The sequence below is a fragment of the Burkholderiaceae bacterium DAT-1 genome (assembly GCA_019084025.1).
Taxonomy (GTDB): domain Bacteria; phylum Pseudomonadota; class Gammaproteobacteria; order Burkholderiales; family Chitinimonadaceae; genus DAT-1.
In genome coordinates this window covers 451,072-477,099 of record JAHRBI010000001.1, presented here as the reverse complement: position 1 = coordinate 477,099, position 26,028 = coordinate 451,072, and the positions used below count along the sequence as shown (strand labels likewise).

30 protein-coding genes are annotated in these 26,028 nt (G+C 56.1%); 24 read left to right on the top strand and 6 right to left on the bottom strand.

The window, feature by feature from the left end:
* The first annotated feature begins 25 nt into the window (after positions 1-25).
* From KSF73_02215 to murA, 10 genes are all read left to right on the top strand, one after another.
* Positions 26-835, top strand: a complete 810-nt coding sequence (locus KSF73_02215) for an ABC transporter ATP-binding protein (protein ID MBV1774523.1) — start codon at positions 26-28, stop codon at positions 833-835.
* On the top strand, positions 828-1,622 hold the full coding sequence (gene mlaE / locus KSF73_02210) for a lipid asymmetry maintenance ABC transporter permease subunit MlaE (GenBank protein MBV1774522.1): 795 nt from the start codon (positions 828-830) through the stop codon (positions 1,620-1,622). Before KSF73_02215 ends, mlaE begins: the two co-directional genes overlap by 8 nt.
* A complete protein-coding gene (mlaD, locus tag KSF73_02205) occupies positions 1,622-2,104 on the top strand; it encodes an outer membrane lipid asymmetry maintenance protein MlaD (protein ID MBV1774521.1) in 483 nt (160 codons plus the stop codon). Before mlaE ends, mlaD begins: the two co-directional genes overlap by 1 nt.
* Positions 2,105-2,121: 17 nt before the next feature.
* A complete protein-coding gene (locus tag KSF73_02200; protein MBV1774520.1) occupies positions 2,122-2,757 on the top strand; it encodes an ABC transporter substrate-binding protein in 636 nt (211 codons plus the stop codon).
* A complete protein-coding gene (locus KSF73_02195; protein MBV1774519.1) occupies positions 2,738-3,010 on the top strand; it encodes an STAS domain-containing protein in 273 nt (90 codons plus the stop codon). Before KSF73_02200 ends, KSF73_02195 begins: the two co-directional genes overlap by 20 nt.
* Positions 3,007-3,852: a VacJ family lipoprotein gene (locus tag KSF73_02190; GenBank protein MBV1774518.1), complete on the top strand. Its 846-nt coding sequence runs from the start codon at positions 3,007-3,009 to the stop codon at positions 3,850-3,852. The genes KSF73_02195 and KSF73_02190 overlap by 4 nt, the downstream gene beginning before the upstream one ends.
* A 128-nt stretch (positions 3,853-3,980) precedes the next feature.
* Positions 3,981-4,892 (top strand): ABC transporter ATP-binding protein, encoded by a 912-nt coding sequence (locus KSF73_02185; GenBank protein MBV1774517.1) that lies wholly within the window; start codon positions 3,981-3,983, stop codon positions 4,890-4,892.
* A 7-nt stretch (positions 4,893-4,899) separates the two neighbouring features.
* A complete protein-coding gene (locus KSF73_02180; protein ID MBV1774516.1) occupies positions 4,900-5,661 on the top strand; it encodes an ABC transporter permease in 762 nt (253 codons plus the stop codon).
* A gap of 18 nt (positions 5,662-5,679) precedes the next feature.
* Positions 5,680-5,922 carry a BolA family transcriptional regulator gene (locus KSF73_02175; GenBank protein MBV1774515.1) on the top strand — a complete coding sequence of 81 codons (243 nt, stop codon included), beginning with the start codon at positions 5,680-5,682 and terminating at the stop codon, positions 5,920-5,922.
* A 156-nt stretch (positions 5,923-6,078) separates the two neighbouring features.
* Entirely contained in the window at positions 6,079-7,332 is a 1,254-nt protein-coding gene (gene murA, locus KSF73_02170) for a UDP-N-acetylglucosamine 1-carboxyvinyltransferase (GenBank protein ID MBV1774514.1), read from the top strand.
* Between the two features lie 63 nt (positions 7,333-7,395).
* Here murA and KSF73_02165 read toward each other — a convergent pair whose 3' ends face one another.
* The 5 genes from KSF73_02165 to KSF73_02145 form a co-directional block, all read right to left on the bottom strand.
* Positions 7,396-8,808, bottom strand: a complete 1,413-nt coding sequence (locus tag KSF73_02165) for a TIGR00366 family protein (GenBank protein ID MBV1774513.1) — start codon at positions 8,806-8,808, stop codon at positions 7,396-7,398.
* A 6-nt stretch (positions 8,809-8,814) separates the two neighbouring features.
* The gene (locus KSF73_02160; protein ID MBV1774512.1) at positions 8,815-9,933 is read right to left on the bottom strand and encodes a succinylglutamate desuccinylase/aspartoacylase family protein; all 1,119 of its coding nucleotides are present in this window, start codon (positions 9,931-9,933) and stop codon (positions 8,815-8,817) included.
* A 50-nt stretch (positions 9,934-9,983) separates the two neighbouring features.
* Positions 9,984-11,228 carry a cyanophycinase gene (locus KSF73_02155; GenBank protein MBV1774511.1) on the bottom strand — a complete coding sequence of 415 codons (1,245 nt, stop codon included), beginning with the start codon at positions 11,226-11,228 and terminating at the stop codon, positions 9,984-9,986.
* A gap of 69 nt (positions 11,229-11,297) precedes the next feature.
* Positions 11,298-14,009, bottom strand: a complete 2,712-nt coding sequence (locus KSF73_02150; protein MBV1774510.1) for a TonB-dependent receptor — start codon at positions 14,007-14,009, stop codon at positions 11,298-11,300.
* A 128-nt stretch (positions 14,010-14,137) separates the two neighbouring features.
* Positions 14,138-15,043, bottom strand: coding sequence for a MurR/RpiR family transcriptional regulator (locus KSF73_02145; GenBank protein MBV1774509.1), 906 nt, complete (start codon positions 15,041-15,043; stop codon positions 14,138-14,140).
* 482 nt (positions 15,044-15,525) lie between these two features.
* Here KSF73_02145 and KSF73_02140 point away from each other — a divergent pair, with 482 nt between their 5' ends.
* The 13 genes from KSF73_02140 (at position 15,526) to tatC (ending at position 23,952) form a co-directional block, all read left to right on the top strand.
* Positions 15,526-16,179, top strand: coding sequence for an ATP phosphoribosyltransferase (locus tag KSF73_02140; GenBank protein ID MBV1774508.1), 654 nt, complete (start codon positions 15,526-15,528; stop codon positions 16,177-16,179).
* On the top strand, positions 16,179-17,477 hold the full coding sequence (hisD, locus tag KSF73_02135) for a histidinol dehydrogenase (protein MBV1774507.1): 1,299 nt from the start codon (positions 16,179-16,181) through the stop codon (positions 17,475-17,477). The genes KSF73_02140 and hisD overlap by 1 nt, the downstream gene beginning before the upstream one ends.
* On the top strand, positions 17,474-18,571 hold the full coding sequence (hisC, locus tag KSF73_02130; protein ID MBV1774506.1) for a histidinol-phosphate transaminase: 1,098 nt from the start codon (positions 17,474-17,476) through the stop codon (positions 18,569-18,571). The genes hisD and hisC overlap by 4 nt, the downstream gene beginning before the upstream one ends.
* 17 nt (positions 18,572-18,588) lie before the next feature.
* Positions 18,589-19,182 (top strand): imidazoleglycerol-phosphate dehydratase HisB, encoded by a 594-nt coding sequence (gene hisB, locus KSF73_02125; GenBank protein MBV1774505.1) that lies wholly within the window; start codon positions 18,589-18,591, stop codon positions 19,180-19,182.
* Between the two features lie 16 nt (positions 19,183-19,198).
* Positions 19,199-19,846, top strand: coding sequence for an imidazole glycerol phosphate synthase subunit HisH (gene hisH / locus KSF73_02120; protein ID MBV1774504.1), 648 nt, complete (start codon positions 19,199-19,201; stop codon positions 19,844-19,846).
* Positions 19,847-19,879: 33 nt separating this feature from the next.
* Complete coding sequence (hisA, locus tag KSF73_02115) at positions 19,880-20,614, top strand: 1-(5-phosphoribosyl)-5-[(5-phosphoribosylamino)methylideneamino]imidazole-4-carboxamide isomerase (protein ID MBV1774503.1); 735 nt, start codon at positions 19,880-19,882, stop codon at positions 20,612-20,614.
* 48 nt (positions 20,615-20,662) lie between these two features.
* Positions 20,663-21,433, top strand: a complete 771-nt coding sequence (gene hisF, locus KSF73_02110) for an imidazole glycerol phosphate synthase subunit HisF (GenBank protein ID MBV1774502.1) — start codon at positions 20,663-20,665, stop codon at positions 21,431-21,433.
* A gap of 2 nt (positions 21,434-21,435) precedes the next feature.
* Entirely contained in the window at positions 21,436-21,840 is a 405-nt protein-coding gene (hisI, locus tag KSF73_02105; protein MBV1774501.1) for a phosphoribosyl-AMP cyclohydrolase, read from the top strand.
* A 104-nt stretch (positions 21,841-21,944) separates the two neighbouring features.
* Positions 21,945-22,271, top strand: coding sequence for a phosphoribosyl-ATP diphosphatase (locus KSF73_02100; protein MBV1774500.1), 327 nt, complete (start codon positions 21,945-21,947; stop codon positions 22,269-22,271).
* Positions 22,271-22,630, top strand: coding sequence for a histidine triad nucleotide-binding protein (locus KSF73_02095; protein ID MBV1774499.1), 360 nt, complete (start codon positions 22,271-22,273; stop codon positions 22,628-22,630). Before KSF73_02100 ends, KSF73_02095 begins: the two co-directional genes overlap by 1 nt.
* A gap of 9 nt (positions 22,631-22,639) precedes the next feature.
* Positions 22,640-22,831: a Sec-independent protein translocase subunit TatA gene (gene tatA, locus KSF73_02090; GenBank protein ID MBV1774498.1), complete on the top strand. Its 192-nt coding sequence runs from the start codon at positions 22,640-22,642 to the stop codon at positions 22,829-22,831.
* A 42-nt stretch (positions 22,832-22,873) separates the two neighbouring features.
* The gene (gene tatB, locus KSF73_02085) at positions 22,874-23,221 is read left to right on the top strand and encodes a Sec-independent protein translocase protein TatB (protein MBV1774497.1); all 348 of its coding nucleotides are present in this window, start codon (positions 22,874-22,876) and stop codon (positions 23,219-23,221) included.
* 8 nt (positions 23,222-23,229) lie between these two features.
* Positions 23,230-23,952, top strand: a complete 723-nt coding sequence (gene tatC / locus KSF73_02080) for a twin-arginine translocase subunit TatC (protein MBV1774496.1) — start codon at positions 23,230-23,232, stop codon at positions 23,950-23,952.
* Between the two features lie 110 nt (positions 23,953-24,062).
* Here the strand turns inward: tatC and KSF73_02075 are convergent, their stop codons facing one another.
* Positions 24,063-25,241: a trypsin-like peptidase domain-containing protein gene (locus KSF73_02075; GenBank protein MBV1774495.1), complete on the bottom strand. Its 1,179-nt coding sequence runs from the start codon at positions 25,239-25,241 to the stop codon at positions 24,063-24,065.
* Between the two features lie 17 nt (positions 25,242-25,258).
* On the opposite strand from KSF73_02075, the gene KSF73_02070 reads away from it, so the two are divergent.
* Positions 25,259-26,017 (top strand): Nif3-like dinuclear metal center hexameric protein, encoded by a 759-nt coding sequence (locus KSF73_02070; protein MBV1774494.1) that lies wholly within the window; start codon positions 25,259-25,261, stop codon positions 26,015-26,017.
* Positions 26,018-26,028: the final 11 nt, after the last annotated feature.

Genomic DNA, 26,028 nt, shown 5'->3' with positions numbered 1-26,028 from the left:
TTGACTGAGAGACAGAGTGAATCCAGTGTCTTCTGCAAATTTGGTCGAAGTAAACAATGTGACGTTTGCTTACGACACCCGAACGATCCTGAAAGGGATCAACCTCACCATTCCGCGTGGCAAGCTTGTTGCCATCATGGGTGGTTCCGGCTGTGGCAAAACCACCCTGATGCGACTCATTGGCGGGCAGGTCAAGCCGACCTCCGGCGAAGTGAAAGTCGATGGCAAGATCGTGCATGCGCTTGATCGTGATGATCTGTACGACTTGCGCCGCCGCATGGGCATGTTGTTCCAGTTCGGTGCGCTGTTCACCGATCTGTCTGTGTATGACAACGTCGCCTTTCAGATGCGCGAGCATACCGACCTCAGTGAATCCATGATCCGTGATCTGGTACTCATGAAGTTGCATGCGGTCGGCTTGCGTGGTGCATCGCATCTCATGCCATCCGAGCTGTCCGGCGGGATGGCGCGTCGGGTTGCCCTGGCGCGTGCGATTGCGCTTGATCCGATGCTGATGATGTATGACGAGCCCTTCGCTGGCCTCGATCCCATCTCGCTTGGTGTCATCGGGAAGCTGATTCGTGAACTGAACGATGCGCTCGGTGCAACCTCGATTGTCGTGACGCACGATGTGATCGAATCGCTGGAGATTGTCGATTACGTCTATTTCGTGTCCGAGGGCAGAATCGTCGCTCAAGGAACACCCGACGAAATCCGTGCCTCCGACGATCCTTTCGTACGCCAGTTTGTGGGCGGCCTGCCGGATGGCCCTGTGCCGTTCCATTACCCGGCGGCAACCTATGCAGAACAATTGATGGGAGTGCCACATGACTGACTGGTTTGTGGCGCGGCTGTCCGCCCTTGGACGTCCCTTTGTGGATGCGCTGATCAAGGTGGGCTTCGCGACGCGATTTTTCTTCACGCTGCTGCTTCACTCCAGTACGGCTTTTCGCCGCGCCGGACTGACTATCCGCGAAATTTACTTCAGCGGTGTACAGTCGCTGATCATTATTTTGGTATCTGGCCTGTTTGTCGGCATGGTGCTGGGACTGCAGTTTTTCGAACAACTGCAACGCTTCGGTGCAACCGAAACAGTGGGCGTCGTGGTGGCGCTGTCGCTGTTGCGCGAGCTGGGGCCGGTCGTGGCGGGTTTGCTCTTCGCCAGCCGTGCAGGGTCGGCAATGACCGCAGAAATCGGTCTGATGAAAACCACCGAACAACTCGTTGCGATGGAAATGATGGCGGTTGACCCGGTTGCACGTGTGGTCGCGCCGCGATTCTGGGCGGGGGTGATTTCCATGCCCATGCTGGCGATCCTGTTTTCCACGATGGGGATTATCGGCGGCTATCTGGTCTGCGTGAAACTGATCGGTGTGGATGCGGGCGCATTCTGGGGACAGATGCAATCCAGCGTAGACATGCGTGATGATGTGATCAATGGCGTGATCAAGAGCGTGGTGTTTGGTCTGGCAGTTTCGCTGATTGCAGTGTTTGAAGGTTATGAGGCTGAGCCTACGGCGGAAGGCGTTTCCGGCGCCACGACCCGCACAGTGGTGACGTCTTCACTGGTTATTCTCGGTCTGGACTTTGTGCTGACCGCTTTTATGTTCAGGGGCATTTGATGAATCGCCGTTATTACGATTTCTGGGTAGGCTTATTTGTTGCCATGGTATTTCTGGCCATTGCCTTTCTTGCTTTGCGCGTCAGTGGCAGTAGCGGCGCCACGCAGGCTGCCACCTACAATGTCACTGCTACATTCGACAATATTGGCGGCCTGAAGGTGAAGGCACCCGTCAAGAGTGCAGGTGTGGTCGTGGGTCGTGTACTGGACATTCAGTTCGACAGCAAGCGCTATCGTGCCATTGTGAAGCTGGCGCTGGATCCGCGTTATCAGTTCACAAAGGATAGTTCGGCCGAAATTCTGACGTCCGGTATCCTTGGTGAGCAATATATCGGCTTGACCCCGGGGGCAGATGAAACCATGCTGAAAGACGGAGATCAGATTTCCCTGACATCGTCAGCCATTGTGCTGGAACAGCTGATTAGCCAGTTCCTGTTTAGCAAGGCTGCGGAAAACAAGGGTGACGGAGCGGCAGCCAAATAAGGCTGATCGGAGTCAGCATGCGCCAATTGTATTCACCGGTTCTGCTTGGCATGTCCTTGCATGCGGCTGTATGGGCCGTCGACGTGCCGATGCCAGAAACGGTGGTGCGTAATGCCAGTCGCGAAGTGCTTGAAGTGGTGCGCAAGGAAAAATTGACCTTCCGCGACAAGCGATTCAAGGATCTGATCGAGTCGCGCGCGCTGAGCAATTTTGACTTTGCGCGCATGACTGCCCTGGCGGTGGGTAAGGGGTGGCGTGACGCCAATGAGCTGCAGCGCAGCCTGCTCGTGAGAGAGTTCCGCACACTGCTCGTGCGAACCTACTCCATGGCACTGTCAGCACAGTCCATAAAGGATATCGAGGTGAAGCCTGTTCGCTTGGTCGAGGGGGACAACGATGTCGTGGTTCACACTGAAGTGGAAACCAGTTCCGGCCAGACCTTTCCGATCGACTACCGCATGATCCATATTGGTAATACGTGGCGTGCATGTGATATCTCGGTAGAAGGGGTATCACTGGTGAGTACGTATCGAACCAGCTTCAATCAGACCATCGAAAAAGAAGGTATCGAAGGGCTGATTCGCCAGTTACAAGCGCGCAATGCTGCTGCGCGGCAAAAGGGAAAACCGAATAATGCAGACGATACGCCTTGAAGGCGCCATCACATTGAAAACTGTTACCGCACAAAGTGCACGCGTCAGCGTAGCTTTGGCTGCAGATTCGGTGACATTGGACTTAGCCGCGGTCACTGATGTGGATTCGACGGCTGTGAGCATGCTGATGCAGGCGCTCAGAGACGCGCGAGTAAATGGGCGCGACCTGAAAGTGACCCGTCCGCACGATAATATTCTCAATTTGGCACGCTTGTATGGCGTGGAAACCGTGCTTGCCGGAGTCTGGTCATGAAATCATCTGCCCGCGTGCTTCGTTCAATAAGTGCCTGTATGCTATTTGTTCTGATGGCAGGGTGTGCGACACCGGGCAATTATTATGATCCGCTCGAACCGGTTAATCGCAAGGTCTATGCCTTTAATAAATCGGTTGATGAGGCAGTGATGCAACCGGTGGCGCGCGGGTATCGGGATCGTGTGCCGCAGCCTGTGCAAACGGCGGTCAGTAATGTGCTGGGCAATTTCGAAGATATCTATATTGGCCTGAACAATTATCTGCAGGGGAAAGTGGTCGACGGTACCACCGATGCCTTCCGGGTGATGGTAAATACCACGCTGGGACTTGGCGGTCTGATTGATATTGCGTCTGCGGCCAAGGTGCCCAAGCATCAGGCCGATTTTGGCCAGACATTAGGCAAATGGGGCGTCGGATCAGGTCCTTATCTGGTTATGCCGTTTCTTGGTCCTAAAACCTTGCGTGATACCACTGATTGGGTGGTAGGCAGTCAGGTGGACGGAAGTCGTGTGATTCATGATCAGGCGGCACGTAACCAGTTAAAGCTGATTAAAGTGGTCGATCTGAGAGCGCGTTTGCTGAATTCAAATGCACTGATTGGCGAAGCATCGCTTGGCGACGAATATGCCTTTGTGCGCAATGGGTATTTGCAGCGTCGTTACAGTTTGATTTATGACGGTGCGCCACCCAAGCCGCTGAAGCTGGGAGACGATGATGACTTTGATATTTCATCCATCGATGAACCCACAAGCGCAAAGTCTGAAACAGGTAAAAGTGCAGACATACAACAGACTGCACCTGTCACTACCGAGTCACCTCCGGTAACGCCTGCTGAAAAATGAATGCCTTGAAACAGGCGGGTCAATTAGCCCGCCTGTTCTATTTTTTCCATGATATGTGCAGGGATATTCCGATCTTTTCACCTAAGTGAATTGCGCTACAATCCCTGCTTTCCAGTTGGTTGCTACCCATGTCCACTGCGATCCGTTTTTCCCAGGTCAGAAAGCGTTTTGGTGAGCTTGAAGCCCTGAAAGGGGTGGATTTCCAGATTCACGAAGGTGAATTTTTTGCCTTGCTTGGCCCAAATGGTGCAGGCAAAACGACACTGATTTCCATTCTCGGTGGCTTGGCGCGCGCGGATAGTGGCTCTGTCGAAGTCATGGGGCGGGATGTGGTCAGCCAGTATCGCGAAGCACGCCGGCTCGTCGGTATCGTGCCGCAAGAACTGACCTTTGATCCCTTCTTCTCCGTACGTGAAGCACTGCAATTCCAGTCGGGCTATTTTGGATTGCGTCGCAACGACGACTGGATTGACGAAATCCTCGAAAACGTCGGGCTGACAAATAAAGCCAATACCAATATGCGTGCCTTGTCAGGCGGCATGAAGCGTCGGGTCATGGTGGCGCAGGCGCTGGTGCATAAGCCTCCCGTGATCGTGCTCGACGAGCCCACCGCCGGTGTAGACGTGGAATTGCGCCAGAGCTTGTGGGAGTTTGTGCAGCGCTTGAACCAGAAGGGTCATACCATTGTACTGACCACGCATTATCTGGAAGAGGCGGAAGCGCTGTGTGGCCGGATTGCCATGCTGAAGCAGGGCGAGCTGGTGGCGCTGGATACCAAGGATAACCTGATGCAAGCGCATTCGGCGCGCACACTGGCCCTGCGTCTTGAGCAGGGACTGCTGCCGGATAGCATTGCAGCCCTCAAGGTGGGCGAGGACGACGGCATGATCCTGCTGCGTCTGGATGATCCAGCCAGGCTTTCCGGCATTCTGAGCGTGCTCGACATGGCCGGCATTCGTGTACTGGACATTGATATCCGCAAACCTGCGCTTGAACAGATTTTTGTCGACGTGATGCGTCGCCATTCAACGGCTGCCTGAGGAGTACATGGTGCAAGGATTCATCACCCTGTTTTACAAGGAGCTGCTGCGATTCTGGAAAGTGAGCTTCCAGACCGTTGCCGCGCCGGTGCTGACAGCCATGCTGTATCTGCTGATCTTCTCTCATGTGCTGGACCAGCATGTGGAAGCGTTGCCCGGTGTGCGCTATTCTGCCTTCCTGATTCCCGGCCTGGCCATGATGTCGATGTTGCAGAATGCCTTTGCTAATACCTCATCCAGTCTGATTCAGTCCAAAATTACGGGTAATATCGTCTACGTATTGCTGCCGCCCCTGAGTCATCTTGAATTTTTCTCGGCTTATGTGCTCGCCGCTGTTGTTCGCGGTTTAGTGGTCGGTGCTGGTGTCTTACTGGTGACCTCTATCCTGGTGGTGCCAGAGGTGAAGCATCCGTTATGGGTGCTGGCCTTTGCCGTGGCCGGCTGCGGTGTACTCGGTGTGCTAGGCATGATTGCAGGCATCTGGGCTGACAAATTCGACCAATTGGCAGCCTTCCAGAACTTCGTGATTGTGCCGCTGACCTTTCTCTCGGGCGTATTCTATTCGATTCATTCTCTGCCATCCTTCTGGCTGGGCATATCGCACCTGAATCCAGTTTTCTATATGATCGACGGTTTCCGTTACGGATTCTTCGGCGTGGCCGACGTACCGTCCCCGTGGATCAGTCTCGGCGTGGTGGGCGCAGCATTGATCATGCTGTCTGCCTTCACACTTTACTTGCTTAAAAAAGGATACAAGCTGCGCCACTAAAATGGGGTAGCGTGACACATCATGGTGACACCAGAACAAGTCAGGCAATACATTGCTGCAGGTTTGGCATGCGAATTTCTTGAAGTGACCGGTGACGGACATCATTTCGAGGCCACGATTGTCGCCAATGCGTTTGATGGATTGCCGCGTGTGCGTCAGCATCAGATTGTCTATCAGGCATTGGGTGAGCGCATGCGTGAAGAAATTCATGCCCTGTCGATGAAAACATATAGCCCGCACGAATGGAAAAACCGCGCCTAAGCAATGAGACGCCGGAGGCCCCCCGAAAACGGGTGGATTCTGGCATGCGCTGGGCGCTGTTGATAACCGGCCTGCCGTGGCTGTTTATCTTGATTGCGTGGTGGGTGATGCACGAATAATGACGACGCACCGGAAGGTGTGGCGAGATAGTAGATCATGGATAAATTAAAGATTGTGGGCGGTGTTCCGCTCGAAGGTGAAATCGTGATTTCGGGTGCCAAGAACGCGGCTTTGCCGATTCTGTGTGCATCCATTCTCACAGCGGAAACCTTGCGCCTGACCAATGTGCCGCAACTGCGCGATGTAATGACCACCCAGAAATTACTTCAGGGCATGGGTGTGCGCGTCATGACCGACAATGTGCACGAGTTCGAACTGACCGCCAGCCACCTCGACAAGCTGGTTGCACCGTACGAACTGGTGAAAACCATGCGCGCATCGATTCTGGTGCTCGGCCCGATGCTGGCGCGTTTCGGTGAAGCAACCGTGTCCCTGCCGGGTGGATGTGCAATTGGTAGTCGTCCGGTTGATCAGCATATCAAGGGCTTGCAGGCCATGGGCGCTGAAATTGTCATCGAGCATGGCTACATCAAGGCCAAGGCGACGCGTCTCAAGGGCGCACGCATCGTGACCGATATGGTCACCGTGACCGGCACCGAAAACTTGCTGATGGCTGCCACACTGGCCGATGGCATCACCACGATTGAAAACGCTGCGCGCGAGCCGGAAGTGGTCGATCTGGCTGAATGCCTGATCAAGATGGGTGCAAAGATTCGCGGTCATGGTACCGATACCATCACCATCGAGGGTGTGGAGCGTCTGCATGGTGCCGAGCATGCTGTAGTACCGGATCGCATCGAAACGGGTACCTTCCTGTGTGCGGTGGCGGCAGCCGGGGGACGTGTCATTCTGCGTAATACTCGCGCGGATATTCTCGATTCCGTACTCGATAAGCTGCAGGAAGCCGGCATGCATATCGAAGCCGGTGACGGCTGGATTCTGGGCGAGATGCGTGGCCGTCCGAAAGCGGTTGGCTTGCGTACCCTGCCGTATCCTGCATTTCCCACCGATATGCAGGCGCAGTTCATGGCCGTCAATGCGCTGGCCGAAGGCACCGGTGTGATGACCGAAACCATCTTCGAAAATCGCTTTATGCATGCACCTGAACTGGTGCGCATGGGGGCGAATATTTCCACCGAAGGTAACACTGCCATTGTGCAGGGTGTCGAGAAGCTGTCAGGTGCGACAGTTATGGCGACCGACCTGCGCGCATCCGCCAGTCTGGTGATTGCGGGGCTGGCAGCAGAAGGCGAAACCATCATCGATCGTATCTACCATCTGGATCGCGGCTACGAGCTGATCGAGGCCAAGCTGGGTGGTGTGGGTGCCCGCATCGAGCGGATTCAGTAACTGGGATCGCTCAGCATAAAAAAGCCGGCCTCGATAGGCCGGTTTTTATTTTCAAAATCTGCATTATTGCCAGTTCATCCAGCTGGCTACGCCCAGCAGAACCAGCGACAGCACTAAGTACATCAATTGCAGCGGCATCATCCAGCGCGCCCACTTGCTCCACGGGATGCCTGCGAGTGCCAGAACGCCCACCGTGATGCCGGAAGTCGGGATCATGGGCGTGGTGAATTCGCCGAACTGGTAGGCGAGAATCGCCGTTTGCCGAGACACGCCCACCAGATCCGCCAGCGGCGCCATGATGGGCATGGTCAGGGCAGCTTGCCCGGTTCCAGAGTGGATGAAGAAGTTGATGATCGACTGAATCACGAACATTTTCTGCGCGGCGAATGCCGGGCTCGTCGATTGCACGTAAGGCATCAGTCCATGCAAGAGCGTATCGATGATGTGAGCGTCGCGTGCCAGAATCATGGTGCCGCGCGCCAGGGCAATGACCAGTGCGGTGGTGACCAGATCGCGTGCACCCTGCATAAAGGCCGCAACAAACTCATCGGTGTTCAGGCGACCGGCAAAGGCAACAATGATCGACATGGCTAGAAACAGCGCTGCGATTTCTTCGATGTACCATGCGTAGCGCACGACGCCCAGCACCATGGCGCCGAGTGTCAGCGCAAAGATGACTAAGACCAGCGTGTGTTGCCTGCTCATGCCAGTAAATGATTTGAAACCATGCAGATCGATCTGGGCCCGCCTGGACTGATCCAGCTCGAAGCAGGGGCTATATGCCGGGTGGCGCTTGACGCTGGCCGCGTACCAGCTCAGAAAGACGATGGTGATTGCCGTTGCCAGTAGCCAGACGATCAGTCTGAACCCAATGCCGGAAAACAGAGGCACACCTGCAATCCCTTGTGCGACGCCCACATTGAACGGATTCAGGAAGGCCGCCGCAAAGCCGACTTGCGAACCTATGAAGGGAATGGACACGCCGACGATCGAGTCGTAGCCCAGTGCAAGTGCGAGCGGAATGAAGATCATGACAAAGGGAATGGCTTCTTCTGCCATGCCAAAGGTGGCACCGCCCAGCGAAAACAAAGTAACGAACACCGGGATGAGCAAGGCACGGATCAGTGCCGAATCCTGATGGCGTTTTGCCACCGATTTGATGAGTGCGTCGATGGCCTCCGTTTTTTGCAGTACGGCGAAAGCACCACCCACGATCAACACAAAGCCGATGATCAGTGCGGCTTCCACAAATCCTTTGATCGGCGCCATCAGCAATGCGACAGGCCCTTGTGGCCGGCTTGCTATGTACCGAAACGATTCGGGATCGATCAGCTGTTTGCCGTTGAGTTCATGCATGGCATAGGCGCCGCCGGGCACGAACCATGTGGCCAGTGCAATCAGTGTCAGCAGCAGAAAGAGCAGCACGAAGGTATTGGGGAGTTTGAATGAGCGCATGGATGGTGGAGTCCCTGTCATGCAAATCTACATAGAAAGCAGCTTGCCGCTGCGATAGGCCGTTTTTCCTGCAATTTTGGCGAGGCGCATGCCGCGACTGGCATACCGTCGCGCAACCCGTGCGAACAGCACACCGGAAACACTGGCGAGCACCGGCGTCGAATGTCCTGTGAGCGGGTCGATCAGCTCGGCAACCTGTTCGCCGGCATTGATCTGTTCGCCGGTTTCTCGATGAAATACCACGATGCCGGGATGCGGTGCGACCAGGGGTTCGACTCCTTCGAGCGGCGTCGCTTCGCAGCGAGCGGCAGGCAAAGGTGCTGCTTGTCCCTGGACATGCCCTTCGTGCTTCAGAAATTCGATGATGGCTGCTGCATCACGCGCAGCAAATGTGTGTGTAACGTCCGCCTCGCCCCGCAATTCAACCGTTAAAGCCAGGCAGTCCAGTTCAACCGGAAAGCGTCCGGCATAGTGCTCCGCGAGTTCCCACCAGGTCCGTGACAAGGTTTCATCAAACGGATCATCGCCGGACTCGCGTGATACCAGTATGGCCTCGGCACCGAGATAGCGTGCTAGTGGCATGGCGCGCGACTGCAAAGGTGTACCCGCGTAGAGGTGCACGCTGGCCTGATTGTCGCAATGCAGATCAAGCACAATGTCGGCGTCGATCGACAGCGTTTGCAGCAGATGTTTGAGCTGTTCCGATTCGGTAGCAGGCCGTGCCTCACTGAGGAGACTATGGCAGGCATGCCGGATGATGCGCGTATTGTCGCGGGCGGAATGGCCAATCAGTGCATCCAGCCGGGCGGGCAACTCGGGCGTCAGGTGACGATAGCCACGATTGAAGTTGATGCCGGTGCTCAGGTCGAAGCGCCCAAAAGCAACGCCCTGAATCTCCTGACTCAGGCCGATTGGATTGGCGACTGGCACCAGAACAATCTCGCCCGAAATTGCGCCAGCGGACTCGAGTGCCGTCAGGTGTTGCCGCAAGTGCTGGGCGACCAGCATGCCGGGGATTTCGTCTGCATGCAGCGATGCCTGAATATAGACCTTCTGCGGTGTCTGCCTGCTACCGAAGTGCAGGGAATGCAGTAGTCGTTGATGGCCGGCGCTACCGGGGAGCAGCGGATGTTCTTGAATATGCATAACAATCGTGTCTGTTAGATGGCAAAATCGGCTGGGGGACCGATGGTGTCTCACTGATAGAGTGGCGCATTCATCTGAACCGGGCGTATATCCAGTGCCAGGCGCGAGATTGAATAGGATTCGTGTCCGTTGGTGCTGGAAAAATATCCGATGCTGTCCGGCGTCTTGTAAAAGCGGAATTCAAACCCGTTTCCTTGTTCCCTTAGCTTTGAATGATCAAAGGCCAGGCCGATCGCTTCATGCTGGTCACTGTCGATCAGTTCGAACATCAGGTCGGTCAGCGTGGTATTGCCGAGAATATCCGGATAAAAGCGTGCACCGTGAAAATAGGGTTTATCAGGATCAAGCGGATGCTGCAATTTGTCTGCGGCCGGGGTGAGCTGGCCGGTTGAGAGATTGAACCGGTCGCCGCTGTCCAGATAGCTCAGACGAACCCTGCTGATATTGAATTCCCTTCGCGTGGAGTCGGAGGTGGCGGTAGACAAGTCGATCAGGATGGCACCTTTATAACCGACAATTTCGACGTGCTCGCGCTCACGTACAACCAGTGCGGTATTTTCATCGATGCCGAGCCCTAGTGTGTAGCCTGCTTGTTGCATCGCCGGAATCATGCGCGCGAATCGCCCGCGTATGATTAGATGCTGGTCGATAAATACCCCCGGTCCAATAAAGCCGAGTCCGGCGCTGATCTCTTTTCCCTTTTGTACGCCGTTTTTCAGCATGTCGAATGTCGGCATCGCATCGAAGAACATCGTGGTACTCATGATGGCTGCGCCCGCGCTACTCCCCGCGATGACCCCGCCACGCCGGTAAATCTGCCAGATGGCATCCAGCATGGGGCTGTTGCCGCCATCGGTGGTGCGCAGCGCTGCCGTGATCCGACCCTGATCGCCTCCAGTGAAATACACGCCGTTTGCCCGGCGGATCTGTTCGGCCCAATATTTGCTGCTGGCAATATCCTGGGCACGGTGGGTTTTCGAGCGAATAGAGAGCGGCACGACAAAGGCATCTGCGCCATAGGCTTGCAGCCGGACGGCTGCTTTCTTGCCAGCCGCTTCAGGGTCGCCTGACGCGGCCGGGATAACGGCGATCCGTGCGTGCCTGCCGCCGGCGGCATCGACAATACGCGACCAAACTTCGCGATTATCGTTGCGTAATGCCCCCCCAATGATGACCAGCGTTCCTTTGATTGCATCGTTCTCCTCTGCCTGCACGCCAGGACTGCTTAGTGCAGTCAGGAGCAGCAGAGCAAGGCGCCAGCGGTGAAAAGGCTGTAACAGTTTCTGCAAGAGCATTCCTCCTCTGATCTGCGTCAGCGAGCAGCAAATGGCACCAAGCGCTGACGCACCTCTACATGCTCGGGATTACTTGAATGCGTAACTGACCGAACCATAAACATATCTGCCACGCGGATCGGTATAGCTTGGATCGTATCCGGCGATAAAGTGGTAGACCTGATTGGATCGCGGCGGGTTCTGGTCAAACAGGTTCTTTACGCCCACGCGCAGACGCAGTGCACGGGACACGCGGTAGCTGCCACTCAAGTCCCACAGTTGGTAGGCCTCCAGCCGGCGCGGCGAACCGTCCGGCATCGGATTCTGGTCCTTGTAGCCGTGGTAATAGGTTTGCTGCATAGTGAGTCCCAGCGGTCCGCGATCGAAATTGAAGGCCAGACTATGCCGCCAGCGCTGCACCACCTGATCGTTGGCAAACACACCGACACCGTTGATCTCCGGCCCACCATCGGCTTCCTGGCTCACATAGTCGATTACATAGGTGCCATTGAGCGACACCGCGAACCGGCCGACATCGGTGGCAGGCAGTTTCCAGTCCGCACCCAGATCGATCCCGGATGTTTTCAGCGAGCCAATATTGCGCAGGCGCGAATCCACCGAGAGGATGCGTCCCGGAATGCCAGGCAGCGCCGGATCGGGGGTATCACGCGTGATATAGGCGGCATTGCGTACTGGATCGTCGAAGAGCGAACCTTCCGGCGCCACGATCACGTTCGATTTCTTGATGCGCCAGTAGTCGAGCGTGGTACTAAAGCCTTTGCCAGGTTCGAGGACGATGCCGAAGGAGAATTGTTTGGATTCTTCCGGCTGCAGGCCATCCCGGCCACCTGTCAGCTTGTCCGGCTGCAGGCCGCAATAGTCCGGGTTGTCGGTATTGTCGAGTGTCGCGGTCTTGATGCAGCCCAGCGGATCGTTATAGATACCGTTGGTTTGTCCGATACGTGGCGGTGTATAAAGATCTGCCAGTGATGGCGCACGGAAGCCCGTGCCATAACTACTGCGAACCATTAATTCCGGCAGGGGCGTCCAACGTACACCGAGCTTGGGATTCAGCGTGCTCCCGAAGTCGCTATAGTGATCACGGCGCAGCGCAGTTTGAATTTCCAGTGTTTTCAGCAGCGGCAAGTTGAGTTCGGCATACAGCGCGCTGACTTTGCGGTCCCCGGAGAATGCCGTTGCGGCACCATCCCCGCGAATTTCGCCTTGCTCCAGTAATGCTGACGGCGTGAATGCCATCTCTTCCTTGCGGTATTCAGCCCCGAGCGCCACGCCGGCTGTGCCGCCCGCCAGCTCAAACAAATCGCGGCTACCCTTGATTTCGATTGTATTGCTGTTGCCCTTGGCATGGCGTGCTGCATCGTTGATTTTTGCAGCCTCGAGCAACGCCTTGCCCTCTATCCCCGAGGGGCCGAAGGGGTTGATCTTGCCAGCCTTGAAAGCCGAATCGAAGGCAGACGTTTTGACGTAACCGTCGATGTAGTTATCATCGACCGTATTGGTGCTGTGATTGACTGCAGCGTCCACATCCCACTCGCCCAGATGGCTCTTTATGCCCAACAGCAGCCGTTGTGCGAGTGCATCGACTTTATTGGTTCGCGGACCGGCCTCGCTCAGACGCATGTTGACCCGCAGGGGCGTCTGGTTGCTGGTGATGAGCTGAGTTGGGTAGAACGGCCCACCCAAGGGGTAATTCAGATTGCTGATGGTCAACGGACTGATGCGGTAAGTTGTCCGGGTGTCATTCTGCAGCGCTTCCGCGAACAGCGTCGTGTCGCTGCTCAGGGCCATCTGACCGCGTGTAATGAGCGAAAGACGGTCTGACTCCGGGAAGATTTCGGTGTCGTGCATATAGTCATACAGACAGGCGCTGCTGCCTACAAAGCTATCTGCTGCATAAATGGTCGCGGGCGGATTGCATTTTGGGGCGGAGGGATTCAGGCGGGGGCCGGTGGCACTCCCGTTGGACTTGGTACGTCGGACATTGGCCGGAAAGGTATTCGAGCTGCCCACATCGAGATTGATATCCGGCTGGTAGGCCGAACCGATCCAGTCGCGCTGGGTCGAGCGCAATGGCTTGGTTTTCTGGTAATCCAGCACCGCCATCAGGTTATAGCGATCACTTTCCAGATCACCCACACCACCTGACAGGGTCACGATCTGCTTACCCGCGCCACCGTGCTGGCTGTCCCCGAAATAGGCATTGATTTCGGCACCCTGATAGTTGTCCTTGGTGATGAAATTGATCACACCGCCCACTGCATCCGTACCATAGATCGCCGAGGCACCATCCTTGAGGACTTCCACTCGCGTAATGGCCGAGGCAGGAATCGCATTCAGGTCAACGCCTGCATTGCCGCCGGGCGAGGCGAAGTTGGCCAGACGACGACCATTGAGCAAGACCAGCGTCGACGAGACGCCGATTCCGCGCAGATTGGCGCCGTTGAAACCGCGCTGGCCGGAGATATCGCTGAAGCTCTGGCCATCGCTGAGGGCGGCAGCATTGGCGGAGATCATGCCCAGCAGTTCACTGGCAGTTGTCACACCTGCCTTCTCGATGGCCTCACGGTTAATCCGCTGCACAGGTAGCGCTTTTTCAGCATCCAGACGTTTGATGGATGAGCCGGTGACTTCGATTTTCTGCACCCGGAGCGGATTGGTTTCCTCGTCGGCAATGGCCTGACCGGTCGTCATGCCAGTAACGGCCATCAAGCTCAGTGCGTAGAGGGTGGCGCTGGCGAGTGTGTTGGGGGTGGGCTGGAAAGCCGGTTTACGTGCATGCATGACCTGACTCCGGTTGGTTTGGCAAAATCAATGGGCGGTTAAAGGTGAAACGATGAAAACGCGGGCAAAGCATCCCCCTCAGGTGCGTGTTGGCACCTGATCATGGTGGTCGGGGGGTCTGAATGGTTTTAGGAGGGCGTGCGCTTTGCCGCTATTGGCGGGCCTGGCTCGTCCGGACTATGGAGATACGCGGAAATCGCCTCGGTCAGTCGCATGGCTTTCTCTACGTTTTCCTTGTTGGAAACCATGATGGCACTGACAATGCCTTCGAGAACCGCCACCGCAGCACTCAGGCTGCTTGGCAGTACAGGATGTGAACTGGGAGCGAGTAGCACATGATCCGCCAAAGTGGCCAGTGGCGATGCAGTTGAATCTGTAATGGTGATGACGCGCGCAGCCCGGTCGCGCGCAAACCGGGTTAACCTGACCACGTCCAGACCATAGCGCGGGAACGACAGCACGATCAGCGCATCTTTGTCGTCGATATTGGCCAGATGGCCGGCTGCGACCTCGGTTCCCCCCAGTCCGGCCACTTCAACAACATGGCGACAGAAGGGTTGCAGGTGCAGGGCGAGCAGGCCGGCCAGCTGTGCACTGAGACCGAAACCCATGATATAGACGGTTTGTGCCTTGCATATGGCCTCTACGATGGGTGAGAGCTGCTCATCTGTCATTGTTTGCCGAGCTGACTCGATATTGGCAATGGCATACTGCAGATTGGCTGCAGAGGGCGACTCCGCCGATTCTCCGCTTTTAATGGAGTTGCGCAGCTTTTCAACGGGCAGAAATACGTTCTGCACCATTTCGGCAATTTTGCTGCGCATGCCGGCGTAATTGCTGAAACCCAGTTCCCTTGCAAAGCGGCTGATGGTGGCTGCCGACACATCACATTGTTGCGCAAGTTCTTCAATGCCCAGTCCGGGCATGCGTGCAAAGTGGCGCAACATGAAGTCTGCTATCCGGCGACTGGAGGCCGAGCCTTGAGTCAGCAACTCCTGAAGCTGCTTGCCCATCGGAGATTGGGCAAAACTCATATCGGGTGAGCGTCGATCCTGCATGTCATTGCTTGTACTCATCATGGGCATCCGCAAACAGCTGTCAGTCAAGGGAAGCAAAACTTCCTGTATCTGACAGCAATGTATCGCGAGTGCCGGGAGGGATCAATGCGTATTGTTAAAAAATTTTCATAAAGTGTTTTAATGAAAAATAATTTTCATTTTTTGCCTGAAAGGGAATGTGTGAACGGTTTTGTAGATTTTTGATTTGATGGGGAATTTTTGAATTTTTATGACAGATGCTCTGTGGTAGAACTGTCGCAAGGGTGAGACACTATCTGCTGCTCTGAGGGAGGAGACGGCGCGGTATCACTTTTTTTCTGGCAGAAATCCAATTGAGACATTAGCTTAGGTATCTCAGGAAAAAGTGCTTGAATGAGTGCATCGTGCTATGCAGCATGAGCGAAACCAGATAAGCTAGGAAAAGTGGCAAACCTTTTAATTTGCCAATTTTTTGTATCATGATCACGATTGCACTTTCCAAAGGCCGGATCTTCGAAGAGACGGTACCCTTGCTTGCTGCGGCTGGCATCATCCCGGTGGAGGCGCCGGAGTCTTCACGCAAGCTGATTCTGGGCACCAATCGCCCGGACGTCCGTCTGGTGATTGTCCGCGCCACCGATGTGCCGACCTATGTTCGATATGGTGCGGCCGATCTGGGTATTGCCGGCTTCGATGTGCTGCGAGAGCAGAGCCTCGACGGACTCTATCTGCCGCTCGATCTCGAAATTGCCAAGTGCCGCCTGATGGTGGCGGTCCGCGAAGGCTACGATTATCACGCTGCAGTGCGTCAGGGTGCGCGTCTGCGGATTGCCACGAAATATGTCGAATCGGCCCGCGAACACTTTGCCCGCAAAGGTGTGCACGTCGATCTGATCAAGCTTTATGGCTCGATGGAGCTGGCGCCGCTGGTCGGGCTGGCCGATGCCATCGTCGATCTGGTCAGTACCGGAAATACTCTCAAAGCCAATCATCTGGTGGCGGTTGAGCATGTGCTGGATGTGAGTTCGCGTCTGGTGGTCAATCAGGCGTCGCTGAAGCTGAAGCGACACCGGATCCAGCCCATTATTGACGCCTTTGCACTTGCCTCGAACCCGACACCGGAAGCCGCATAATGAAACGACTCACCACCCGCAGTGCCGACTTTGCGTCGAGCCTGGATGCTTTGCTCGCCTTTGAAACCGCCCAGAGCCCTGAAGTCGATGCGACTGTCGCGGCCATTCTGAAAGACGTCCGCCAGCGCAGCGATGCTGCAGTGGTGGACTACACGCGTCGCTTTGATCGCGTTCAGGCGGAAACCATGGCCGATCTGACGCTGTTGCCCGCAGAACTTGAGGCTGCCTTTCACCGCTTGCAGGCTGATGTGCGCGAGGCGCTCGAAACGGCGGCTGCGCGGATTCGCCGCTATCACGAACATCAGGTGCTGAAGAGCTGGCAGTATCAGGAAGACGATGGCACGGTACTCGGCCAGACTGTCACCGCCCTTGATCGCGTGGGCGTGTACGTGCCGGGAGGCAAGGCAGCTTATCCGAGTACGGTATTGATGAACGTGATGCCGGCCAAAGTCGCGGGCGTCAAAGAAATCATCATGGTGGTGCCGACACCGGGTGGCGAGCGCAATGATCTGGTGCTGGCGGCTGCACATTTAGCCGGCGTTGATCGAGTGTTTACCATTGGTGGCGCCCAAGCAGTGGCAGCGCTGGCTTATGGGACGGATACCATTTCGCAAGTCGACAAGATTACCGGCCCGGGCAATGCCTATGTGGCTGCAGCCAAGCGTGCAGTGTTTGGTGTGGTCGGCATTGATATGGTGGCAGGCCCATCGGAAATTCTGGTGATTGCCGATGGCAGTTGCAACCCGGACTGGGTGGCGATGGACTTGTTCAGTCAGGCCGAGCACGATGAAATCGCCCAGAGCATCCTGCTGTGTCCGGATGCCGCGTACATTGATGCAGTTGCCGCCAGTATCGAACGCCTGCTGCCCACCATGCCGCGTCAGGACATCATCCGTGCGTCGCTGGGCAATCGCGGCGCGCTGATCGAGGTTCGCGATCTGGACGAAGCCTGCGCCATCTCCAATCTCATTGCGCCGGAACATCTGGAGCTGTCTGTCGCCGATCCTTGGGCGCTGCATGCCAAGATTCGTCATGCCGGTGCGGTGTTTCTGGGACATTTCACTTCCGAGTCACTGGGGGACTACTGCGCCGGCCCGAATCACGTGCTGCCGACCTCCCGCAGTGCGCGCTTTGCCAGTCCACTAGGTGTCTACGATTTCCAGAAACGCAGCAGCATCATCGCCGTGAGTCGCGAAGGATCGCAAACCCTGGGCCGAATTGCCGCATTGTTGGCTGAAGGCGAGGGACTACCCGCACATGCCCGTTCGGCAACATTGCGACTGGAGGGCGAGGCATGAACACGTTTGACGCATTGAAACCCATTCGCCGCCCGGAAATCGACGCCATTGCGGCCTATCATGTGCCGGATGCATCGGGCTATATCAAGCTCGACGCCATGGAAAACCCCTATGGTTTGCCTCCTGCGCTCAAGTCCGAACTCGGGCAGCGTCTATCCGAGGTGATGCTGAATCGCTATCCCGACCCGTCCGCTCACGTGCTGCGTGCGCGTCTGTGCAAGGCCATGGGTGTACCCGCCGGATACGATGTGATGCTGGGCAATGGCTCGGACGAGCTCATTCAGATCCTTGCGCTGGCGCTGGCCAGGCCCGGTGCGACACTATTGGCTGTTGAGCCCAGTTTTGTGATGTACCGCATGATTGCCGGGTTTGTCGGCATGCAGTATGCCGGTGTGCCGTTGCGCGATGACTTCTCGCTGGATGTCGATGCTGTGCTGGCCGAGATTGCTACCAAGCAACCAGCATTGGTGTTTCTGGCCTATCCCAATAATCCGACTGGCAATCGCTTTGCAGCCGAAGATGTGATCCGCATCATTGAAGCTGCTCCGGGTCTGGTGGTGGTAGATGAGGCCTATCATGCCTTCGCCAGCGACAGTTTCATGCCGCGCCTGCCACAGTATCCAAATCTGGTGGTGATGCGGACTCTATCCAAGCTGGGACTGGCCGGTTTGCGCCTGGGCTTTATGTCCGCGCACCCGGACTGGCTCACCTACTTCGATAAAGTCCGCTTGCCCTACAATATCAATGTGTTAAGTCAGGCTGCAGCCAGTTTTCTGCTCGACCATATCGACGTGTTTAACGCACAGGCGGCCACGATCAGGCAGGAACGTAGCCGGTTGTTTACGGCACTGTCTGCCATGCCGGGTCTCACAGTCTACCCGTCCGAAGCCAATTTCATTCTGGTGCAGATGGCAGACGCAGAAGCGTGTTACGCTGAGCTGAAAGCACAGCATATCCTGATTAAAAAGCTGCATGGCGCACATCCCATGCTGTCCGGTTGCCTGCGATTCACGGTTGGCAGCCCCGAAGAAAATGACCGCGTGCTGGCAGTGCTGGGTGAATGGATCGCCCAGCGTCAGCTTGCTCCTGTCTAACTCAGGCCATACTTATCATGCGCACCGCAACCGTTACGCGAAATACGCTGGAAACCCAGATCACCGTCAGTCTCAATCTGGATGGCACGGGCAGCTTCACATGCGAAACCGGCCTGCCGTTTCTCGATCATATGCTGGATCAGGTGGCCCGCCACGGACTGATTGATCTCGATATTCACGCCGTGGGCGATCTGCATATCGATGCACATCACACCGTGGAAGATCTGGGCATCACCCTTGGTCAGGCCTTTGCGCAAGCGGTGGGCGACAAGAAAGGGATCGTTCGTTACGGACACGCCTATGTGCCGCTTGATGAAGCCCTGTCTCGTGTGGTGTTTGACCTCTCAGGGCGACCGGGGCTGACATACGAATTGCCTTTTACGCGCGCTACGATTGGTCAATTTGATGTCGATCTGTTCAGCGAGTTTTTCCATGGTTTTGTGAATCACGCCAAGGTCACGCTGCATATCGATAATCTGCGCGGACAGAATGCCCATCATCAGGCTGAAACCGTGTTCAAGGCGTTTGGTCGTGCCCTGCGCATGGCGGTGGCCTTCGATCCGCGGGCACTTGATGCCATGCCTTCCACCAAGGGCACACTGACCGCCTGATCGACTACCGGACTGAATCATGAGCATTGCAATCGTCGATTACGGTATGGGTAACCTGCGCTCGGTAGAAAAAGCACTGGCGCACGTGGCGCCCGACCGTGAAATCTTGCTAACCAGTGACCCTGAGGTTATTCGTCGGGCCGATCACGTCGTTTTCCCGGGGCAGGGCGCCATGCGTGACTGTGTGGCAGAACTGGATCAGCGCGGGCTGCGCGAAGCAGTCATGCAGGCCACCCGTGACAAGCCCTTCCTCGGTATCTGTGTGGGTGCTCAATTATTGCTGGATCGTAGCGAAGAGGGTGGCGATACGGCGGCACTCGGGTGTCTGGCTGGTGACGTGGTTCGTTTTCCTGATGAACTGATGGTGGGCGCAAACGGCGAACGCCTGAAAGTCCCGCATATGGGCTGGAACGAAGTCTGGCATCAGGGCGAGCATCCGCTGTGGCGGGATATCCCGGATGGCGATCGCTTTTACTTTGTGCACAGCTATTTCCTGCGTCCGCATGACGAGAATGTCACGGTCGGATGGTCGGAATACCCGTTTCGCTTCTCAGTGGCGATGGCGCGCGCTAATATTTTTGCATGTCAGTTTCATCCGGAAAAAAGTCACCGGGCGGGTCTGGCCTTGTTGCGCAATTTTGTGACCTGGGACGGTGTCTGTTAAGACCCGCAACTTATCCTCTCTGACGTTCCTATCATGCTGATCATTCCTGCTATCGACCTGAAAGACGGTCAGTGCGTACGCCTCAAACAAGGTGAGATGAAAGATGCCGACGTGTTCGGCGATCCGGCCGAAATGGCCGAGCGCTGGCTCAAGGCCGGTGCGCGCCGCCTGCATCTGGTGGATCTTAACGGCGCCTTTGCTGGCAAACCCAAGAATCTCGATGCAGTACGCGCCATTATGGACGTGATCGGTAGCGAGATTCCCGTGCAGCTGGGTGGCGGCATCCGCGATCTGGAAACCATCGAGCGCTATCTCGATGCCGGATTGCGCTACGTGATTATCGGCACGGCAGCGGTAACCAATCCCGGCTTTTTGCACGAGGCCTGTGATGCCTTCCCTGGCTCGGTGATTGTGGGGCTGGATGCCAAAGACGGCAAAGTTGCTACGGATGGCTGGTCCAAAGTGACCAAGCATGACGTGGTTGATCTGGCCAAGCGCTTCGAAGATTACGGTGTCGAATCAGTGATTTACACCGATATCGGCCGTGATGGCATGCTGTCCGGCGTGAATATCGACGCAACCGTGCGACTGGCGCAGGCGCTGACGATTCCGGTGATCGCCTCTGGCGGCCTCAATAATCTCGATGATATCAAGGCACTGTGTGCGGTCGAGTATGAAGGCGTGACTGGCGTCATTGCTGGTCGCTCCATCTACGAAGGCACGCTTGAATTCGGTGCTGCCCAGACGCTGGCAGATGCCGGAGGCTGATTCCGGTCGTAGCCGTGCAGAATTTGTATCAACCACGATTGGGCAGTCATGCTTGCCAAACGCATCATCCCCTGTCTTGACGTCACGGCGGGCCGCGTCGTCAAAGGGGTCAATTTTGTCGACCTGCGCGATGCCGGCGATCCCGTCGAAATCGCCCGCCGCTATGATGAGCAGGGCGCGGACGAACTCACTTTTCTTGATATCACGGCCAGCTCGGATCAGCGCGATATCATCCTGCACATCATCGAGCAAGTAGCGGAGCAGGTGTTTATTCCGCTCACCGTCGGTGGTGGCGTCCGTGCGGTGGCGGACGTCAAGCGTCTGCTGCGAGCCGGTGCGGACAAAGTCAGTATCAACACAACTGCTGTCAGCAACCCCGAAGTGGTTGAAGAAGCGGCGTGCTATTTCGGTTCCCAGGCCATTGTGGTAGCGATTGATGCACGTCGTGTCAGTGCGCCCGGCGAAGCGTTGCGCTGGGAAGTGTTTACCCACGGTGGCCGCAAACCAACCGGGCTGGATGCGATTGAGTGGGCGCAGGAAATGGCGCGCCGTGGCGCTGGCGAGATTCTGCTCACCAGCATGGACCGCGACGGTACCCGTTCCGGATTCGATCTAGATCTAACGCGCGCAGTCAGCGAAGCGGTTCCTGTGCCGGTGATTGCATCTGGCGGGGTCGGATCACTGCAGGATCTGGCCGATGGCGTGACCAGAGGCAAGGCAGATGCCGTGCTTGCTGCCAGCATCTTCCATTTTGGCGAACATACCGTTGGTGAGGCGAAGGCACTGATGCGTGCGCAAGGCATCGAGGTGCGGCTGTGAGCATTTCCGATAGTAAGAACTGGCTCGACGAAGTGCGCTGGGATGCGCAAGGTCTTGTGTGCGCCATTGCCCAGGATGAATCCACGCACCGCGTGCTGATGGTGGCGTGGATGAATCGTGAATCCCTGCAGCTGACAGCTGACACTGGCGTAGCACACTACTGGTCGCGTTCACGCCAGAAGCTGTGGCGAAAAGGCGAAGAATCCGGTCACACACAATTAGTCAGTGAGCTGCGCCTCGACTGCGATGGTGATGTGATCGTGATGCAGATCAAGCAGCAAGGCGGCATCGCCTGTCATACTGGCCGCGAAAGTTGCCTTTACCGTCGGCTGGAAGGCGGAGCGTGGCGCGTGGTTGATCCGGTATTGTGTGATCCTGCTGCTATTTATACAAATCCGCATAAATAATTCCGTTTTTTGCCAATTTGGTTATATTGCGTGCGATTAATTGTGCTTCACGCCGCAATCGAACCTCTCTTATAATCGTTCACCAAAGTCGTGGAGCCCTGCTCATGGCCAAAACCGATGTGCTGTATCGTCTCGCCGATACACTGGAAACCCGTAAGCTTGCCGATCCATCCTCCTCATACACTGCGGGACTGCTGCAGAAGGGGATTGATAGCGTGCTGAAGAAAGTAGGCGAGGAGGCCGTGGAAACCATCATGGCCGCCAAGGATGGCAATCGCCTGCATCTGGTGCGCGAAGTGGCAGATCTGTGGTTTCACACAATGGTTCTGCTGGCGCATCAGGGCCTGGGTCCGGACGATGTATTGGCAGAACTGGCTCGCCGTGAAGGAATTTCCGGCATCGATGAAAAGAATGCCCGAGAGGTAGCTTGATGAGTGACAACTGCATATTCTGCAAGATCGGTCGAGGTGAAATCCCCTCGCGCAAGGTGTACGAGGACGATGATGTCATCGCGTTCCACGACATTCATCCGGTTGCGCAGGTGCATTTTCTGATTGTCCCCAAGCGCCATATCGAATCCCTTCTGGCAGCAAACGCCGACGATGCTGGCTTGCTGGGCAAGCTGCTTGCGCTTGCGCCGCAACTCGCGCGCGAGCAAGGGCTGGGTGAGGGCTTCCGTACACTGATCAATACGGGTCACAAAGGTGGCCAATCTGTATTTCATCTGCATCTGCATGTCTTTGGTGGGGGCGGAAAAGCCGAAACCATGATGGAACAGATGATTCAATAAGGGGTTAACATGGGTTCCATGAGTCTGATTCACTGGCTGATCGTGCTGGTGGTGGTGGTGCTGGTTTTCGGCACTAAAAAGCTGCCGAATCTGGGCAAGGATCTGGGCGACGCGGTGCGTGGTTTCAAGGACGGCATGCGTGGCGATGATGCTGCCGCCAAGCCTGCAGAGAAATCCGACATCCCAGCTGACAAGCACTGATGGCGGTGCATTTAAAGCGTCATTCTTGCCGGAGCGCAGCGCATGTTTGACTTTAGCGCGGGCGAGGTGATTGTCATTGGCGTAGTTGCGCTGGTGGTGATCGGGCCGGAGCGCCTGCCGACCGTTGCACGTACGGTAGGTACCCTGCTTGGTCGTGCGCAGCGATATCTTTCCTCGGTGAAAGCCGAGGTGGAACGCGAGATCGAGCTGGAAAACCTGCGCAAGATGGAAGCCGACATGAATGACCGTGGCCGCCAGCTGGGGCAGGATATTTCGGGTGCCTTCGAAGATACGCCTCATGTGCATGCGTCTACGGGCGAGGATGCACATCTTGCTCCCCCCGAGCCCGTCAAACCGGCGTTTGTGCCGCCACCGCGTGATCGACGCTGACGCTATCTATGCAAGAAGAACTCCAGACATTTGTTGAACACCTGATCGAACTGCGTACCCGGATTGTCCGGGCTATTCTGGGCATTGTGGTGGTGTTTTTTGGCCTGTTTCACTGGTCGCAAGACCTTTACCACCTCATCGCGTTGCCGCTGCTGCAGCATCTGCCCAAGGGTGGCCAGATGATTGCAACCGATGTGACCGGCACTTTCTTTGTGCCCATGAAGGTCACCCTGATGGCGGCGTTTCTGGTGACCTTGCCACATACCCTGTATCAGGCGTGGGCGTTTGTGGCGCCGGGTCTCTACCAGCATGAAAAGCGGCTGATCCTGCCTTTGCTGGTGTCCAGCGTGCTGCTGTTTGTCATCGGCATGGCCTTCGCCTATTTTCTGGTGTTTCCCGTGGTGTTTGGGTTTATGGCTGCGATTGCCCCGGAAGGGGTAGCGATGATGACAGATATCGAGAAATACCTGTCCTTCGTATTAGGGATGTTCCTGGCCTTTGGCGTGACTTTCGAGACCCCTGTGGTGGTAATTGTGCTGGTGAGGATGGGGATTGTGACGGTTGCCAAACTCAAGAGTATCCGTCCATATCTGATCGTCGGTGCATTTGTGGTGGCAGCTATTGTGGCACCTCCAGATGCAGTCAGTCAGTGTCTGCTTGCAGTCCCATTGTGGTTATTGTTCGAATTAGGGTTGGTGATCGCATCTGTCTGGCAGCCCAAGCAGGCTTAAAAATGCATAATCTGATTCATCAGTGAATCGGACGCCATTGATTCATGCATACAGAAAGGGCCGCAGAAAGCGGCCCTCGTCTTTGGAGGAGTCAGCTGACGCACTGGGTGCTATTGGGCATCATCTTCCTCGTCATCGTATTGAACCTTCATTTTGGGACGACGGGCAATCACGACCGGCACGTTTAGCGCCTGATTGCCGCGGTAGATTCGAATGTCGGCCTTTTGTCCGGGTGAGAGCGAGGCAATGTTGGCCAGCATGCCATCCACATCGCGGACAGGATGATCATTGACGCCGACCAGCACGTCGCCGGGTTTGATGCCGCCTTGCCACGCTGGACCACTTTTCACCACGCCGCCAATCAAGGCACCTTCTGAGACAGGCAACTTGAATGTCTGGGCAACATCCGGTGTGAGTGAGCGTGCTTCGATGCCAATCCAGCCCCGTGTGACAGTGCCATCGCGGATCAAGGCTTCCATTACTTCTTTGACAATCGATGTCGGAATGGCAAATCCGATCCCCATGGAACCGCCAGTTTGCGAATAAATGGCAGTATTGATGCCGATTAGATTGCCCTGAGTGTCGATGAGAGCACCACCGGAGTTGCCCGGATTAATGGCGGCATCAGTCTGGATAAAGCTCTCGAAGGTATTCATGCGTGTGGTTCGGCCAAGTGCAGACACGATTCCGCTGGTGACGGTCTGCCCCACATTGAACGGGTTGCCAATGGCCAGTACGACATCGCCTACATTTACGGAGTCGCGTGGTGCAAGTGTCACTGCAGGTAATTTGTCGAGATCGATGCGGATCACGGCAAGATCGGTTTCCGGATCGGTGCCTACCAACTTGGCGTCGGCAGCGCGACCATCGGATAGCATCACGTGAATAGCATCAACTGACTGGACGACGTGATTATTGGTAACAATATAGCCTTTGTCGCTGACGATGACGCCGGAGCCCAGGCTCGCCACCTTTTCGCCACCCTGCTGATCGTTGCGGTCGCCACCGAGAAAGCGGCGAATCACGGGATCATCCAGTAAGGGGTGATTTCGGCGCTTAATCTCTTTGCTGGTATAGATGTTGACGACAGAAGGCATGGCTTTGCGAACAGCCGCGCGGTAACTGCTAGGCGCGATGGGTGTAGCTTTATTGTCATTCATCGCTTCGCGAATGGTGACAACATCACTGACGCGCCGCGGGAGCCATTCTGGTTTGAGTACAGTCAGCAAAAACCATCCAGCCAATCCGATGGTGGTGGTTTGTGCGAAAATCAACCACAGTCTTTTCATAACCGGGAATCCGCTAAATGTCGGAAATAGTGTCGTTACAGGCAATTGAAAAGTATACCGGACAATTACTGAATGCCGGACTTTTCCGCGATTACGCTCCAAATGGTATCCAGGTTGATACAGATCGGCCGATACGGAGGCTTGCACTTGCCGTTACTGCAAGTCTTGAAGCCATTGACGCCGCGATTAGTTGGGGGGCTGATGCGCTACTGGTACATCACGGTTATTTCTGGAAAGGCGAAGATCCACGCTTGATTGGCCCCAAATGGCAGCGCATCCGCAGGTTGTGCGCCGAAAATGTGGGGCTGCTGGCCTATCATCTGCCGCTGGATGCGCATCCGGAGCTGGGAAATAACGCCCAGCTTGCAAAGTTACTGGGTTTGCAGGAAGACGGACGCTTCGGCGATCAGGCGATTGGCTGGATGGGGGCATTGCCGGTCCCCTTGTCGCTGACCGCACTGGGTCAGCTCGTTGAAGCAGAGCTCGGACGGATGCCGATTCTTGTGGGTGAGCGGGATCGGATGGTCAGTCGGATAGGTTGGTGTTCAGGTGGCGCGCAAGGGTATGTGTTAGATGCAGCTGCGGCAGGATGTGAAGTTTATCTGACGGGTGAAGCGTCCGAACGCACCTATCACGATGCAGTGGAAAACGGCATTGCCTTTATAGCCGCAGGGCATGATGCGACTGAACGACTTGGGGTGCAGGCACTTGGCGCGCATCTGGCGGCACAATTTGGATTGCAGGTTCGCTTTTTTGCGTCAGGTAATCCGTTCTGATTCAAGTGCGA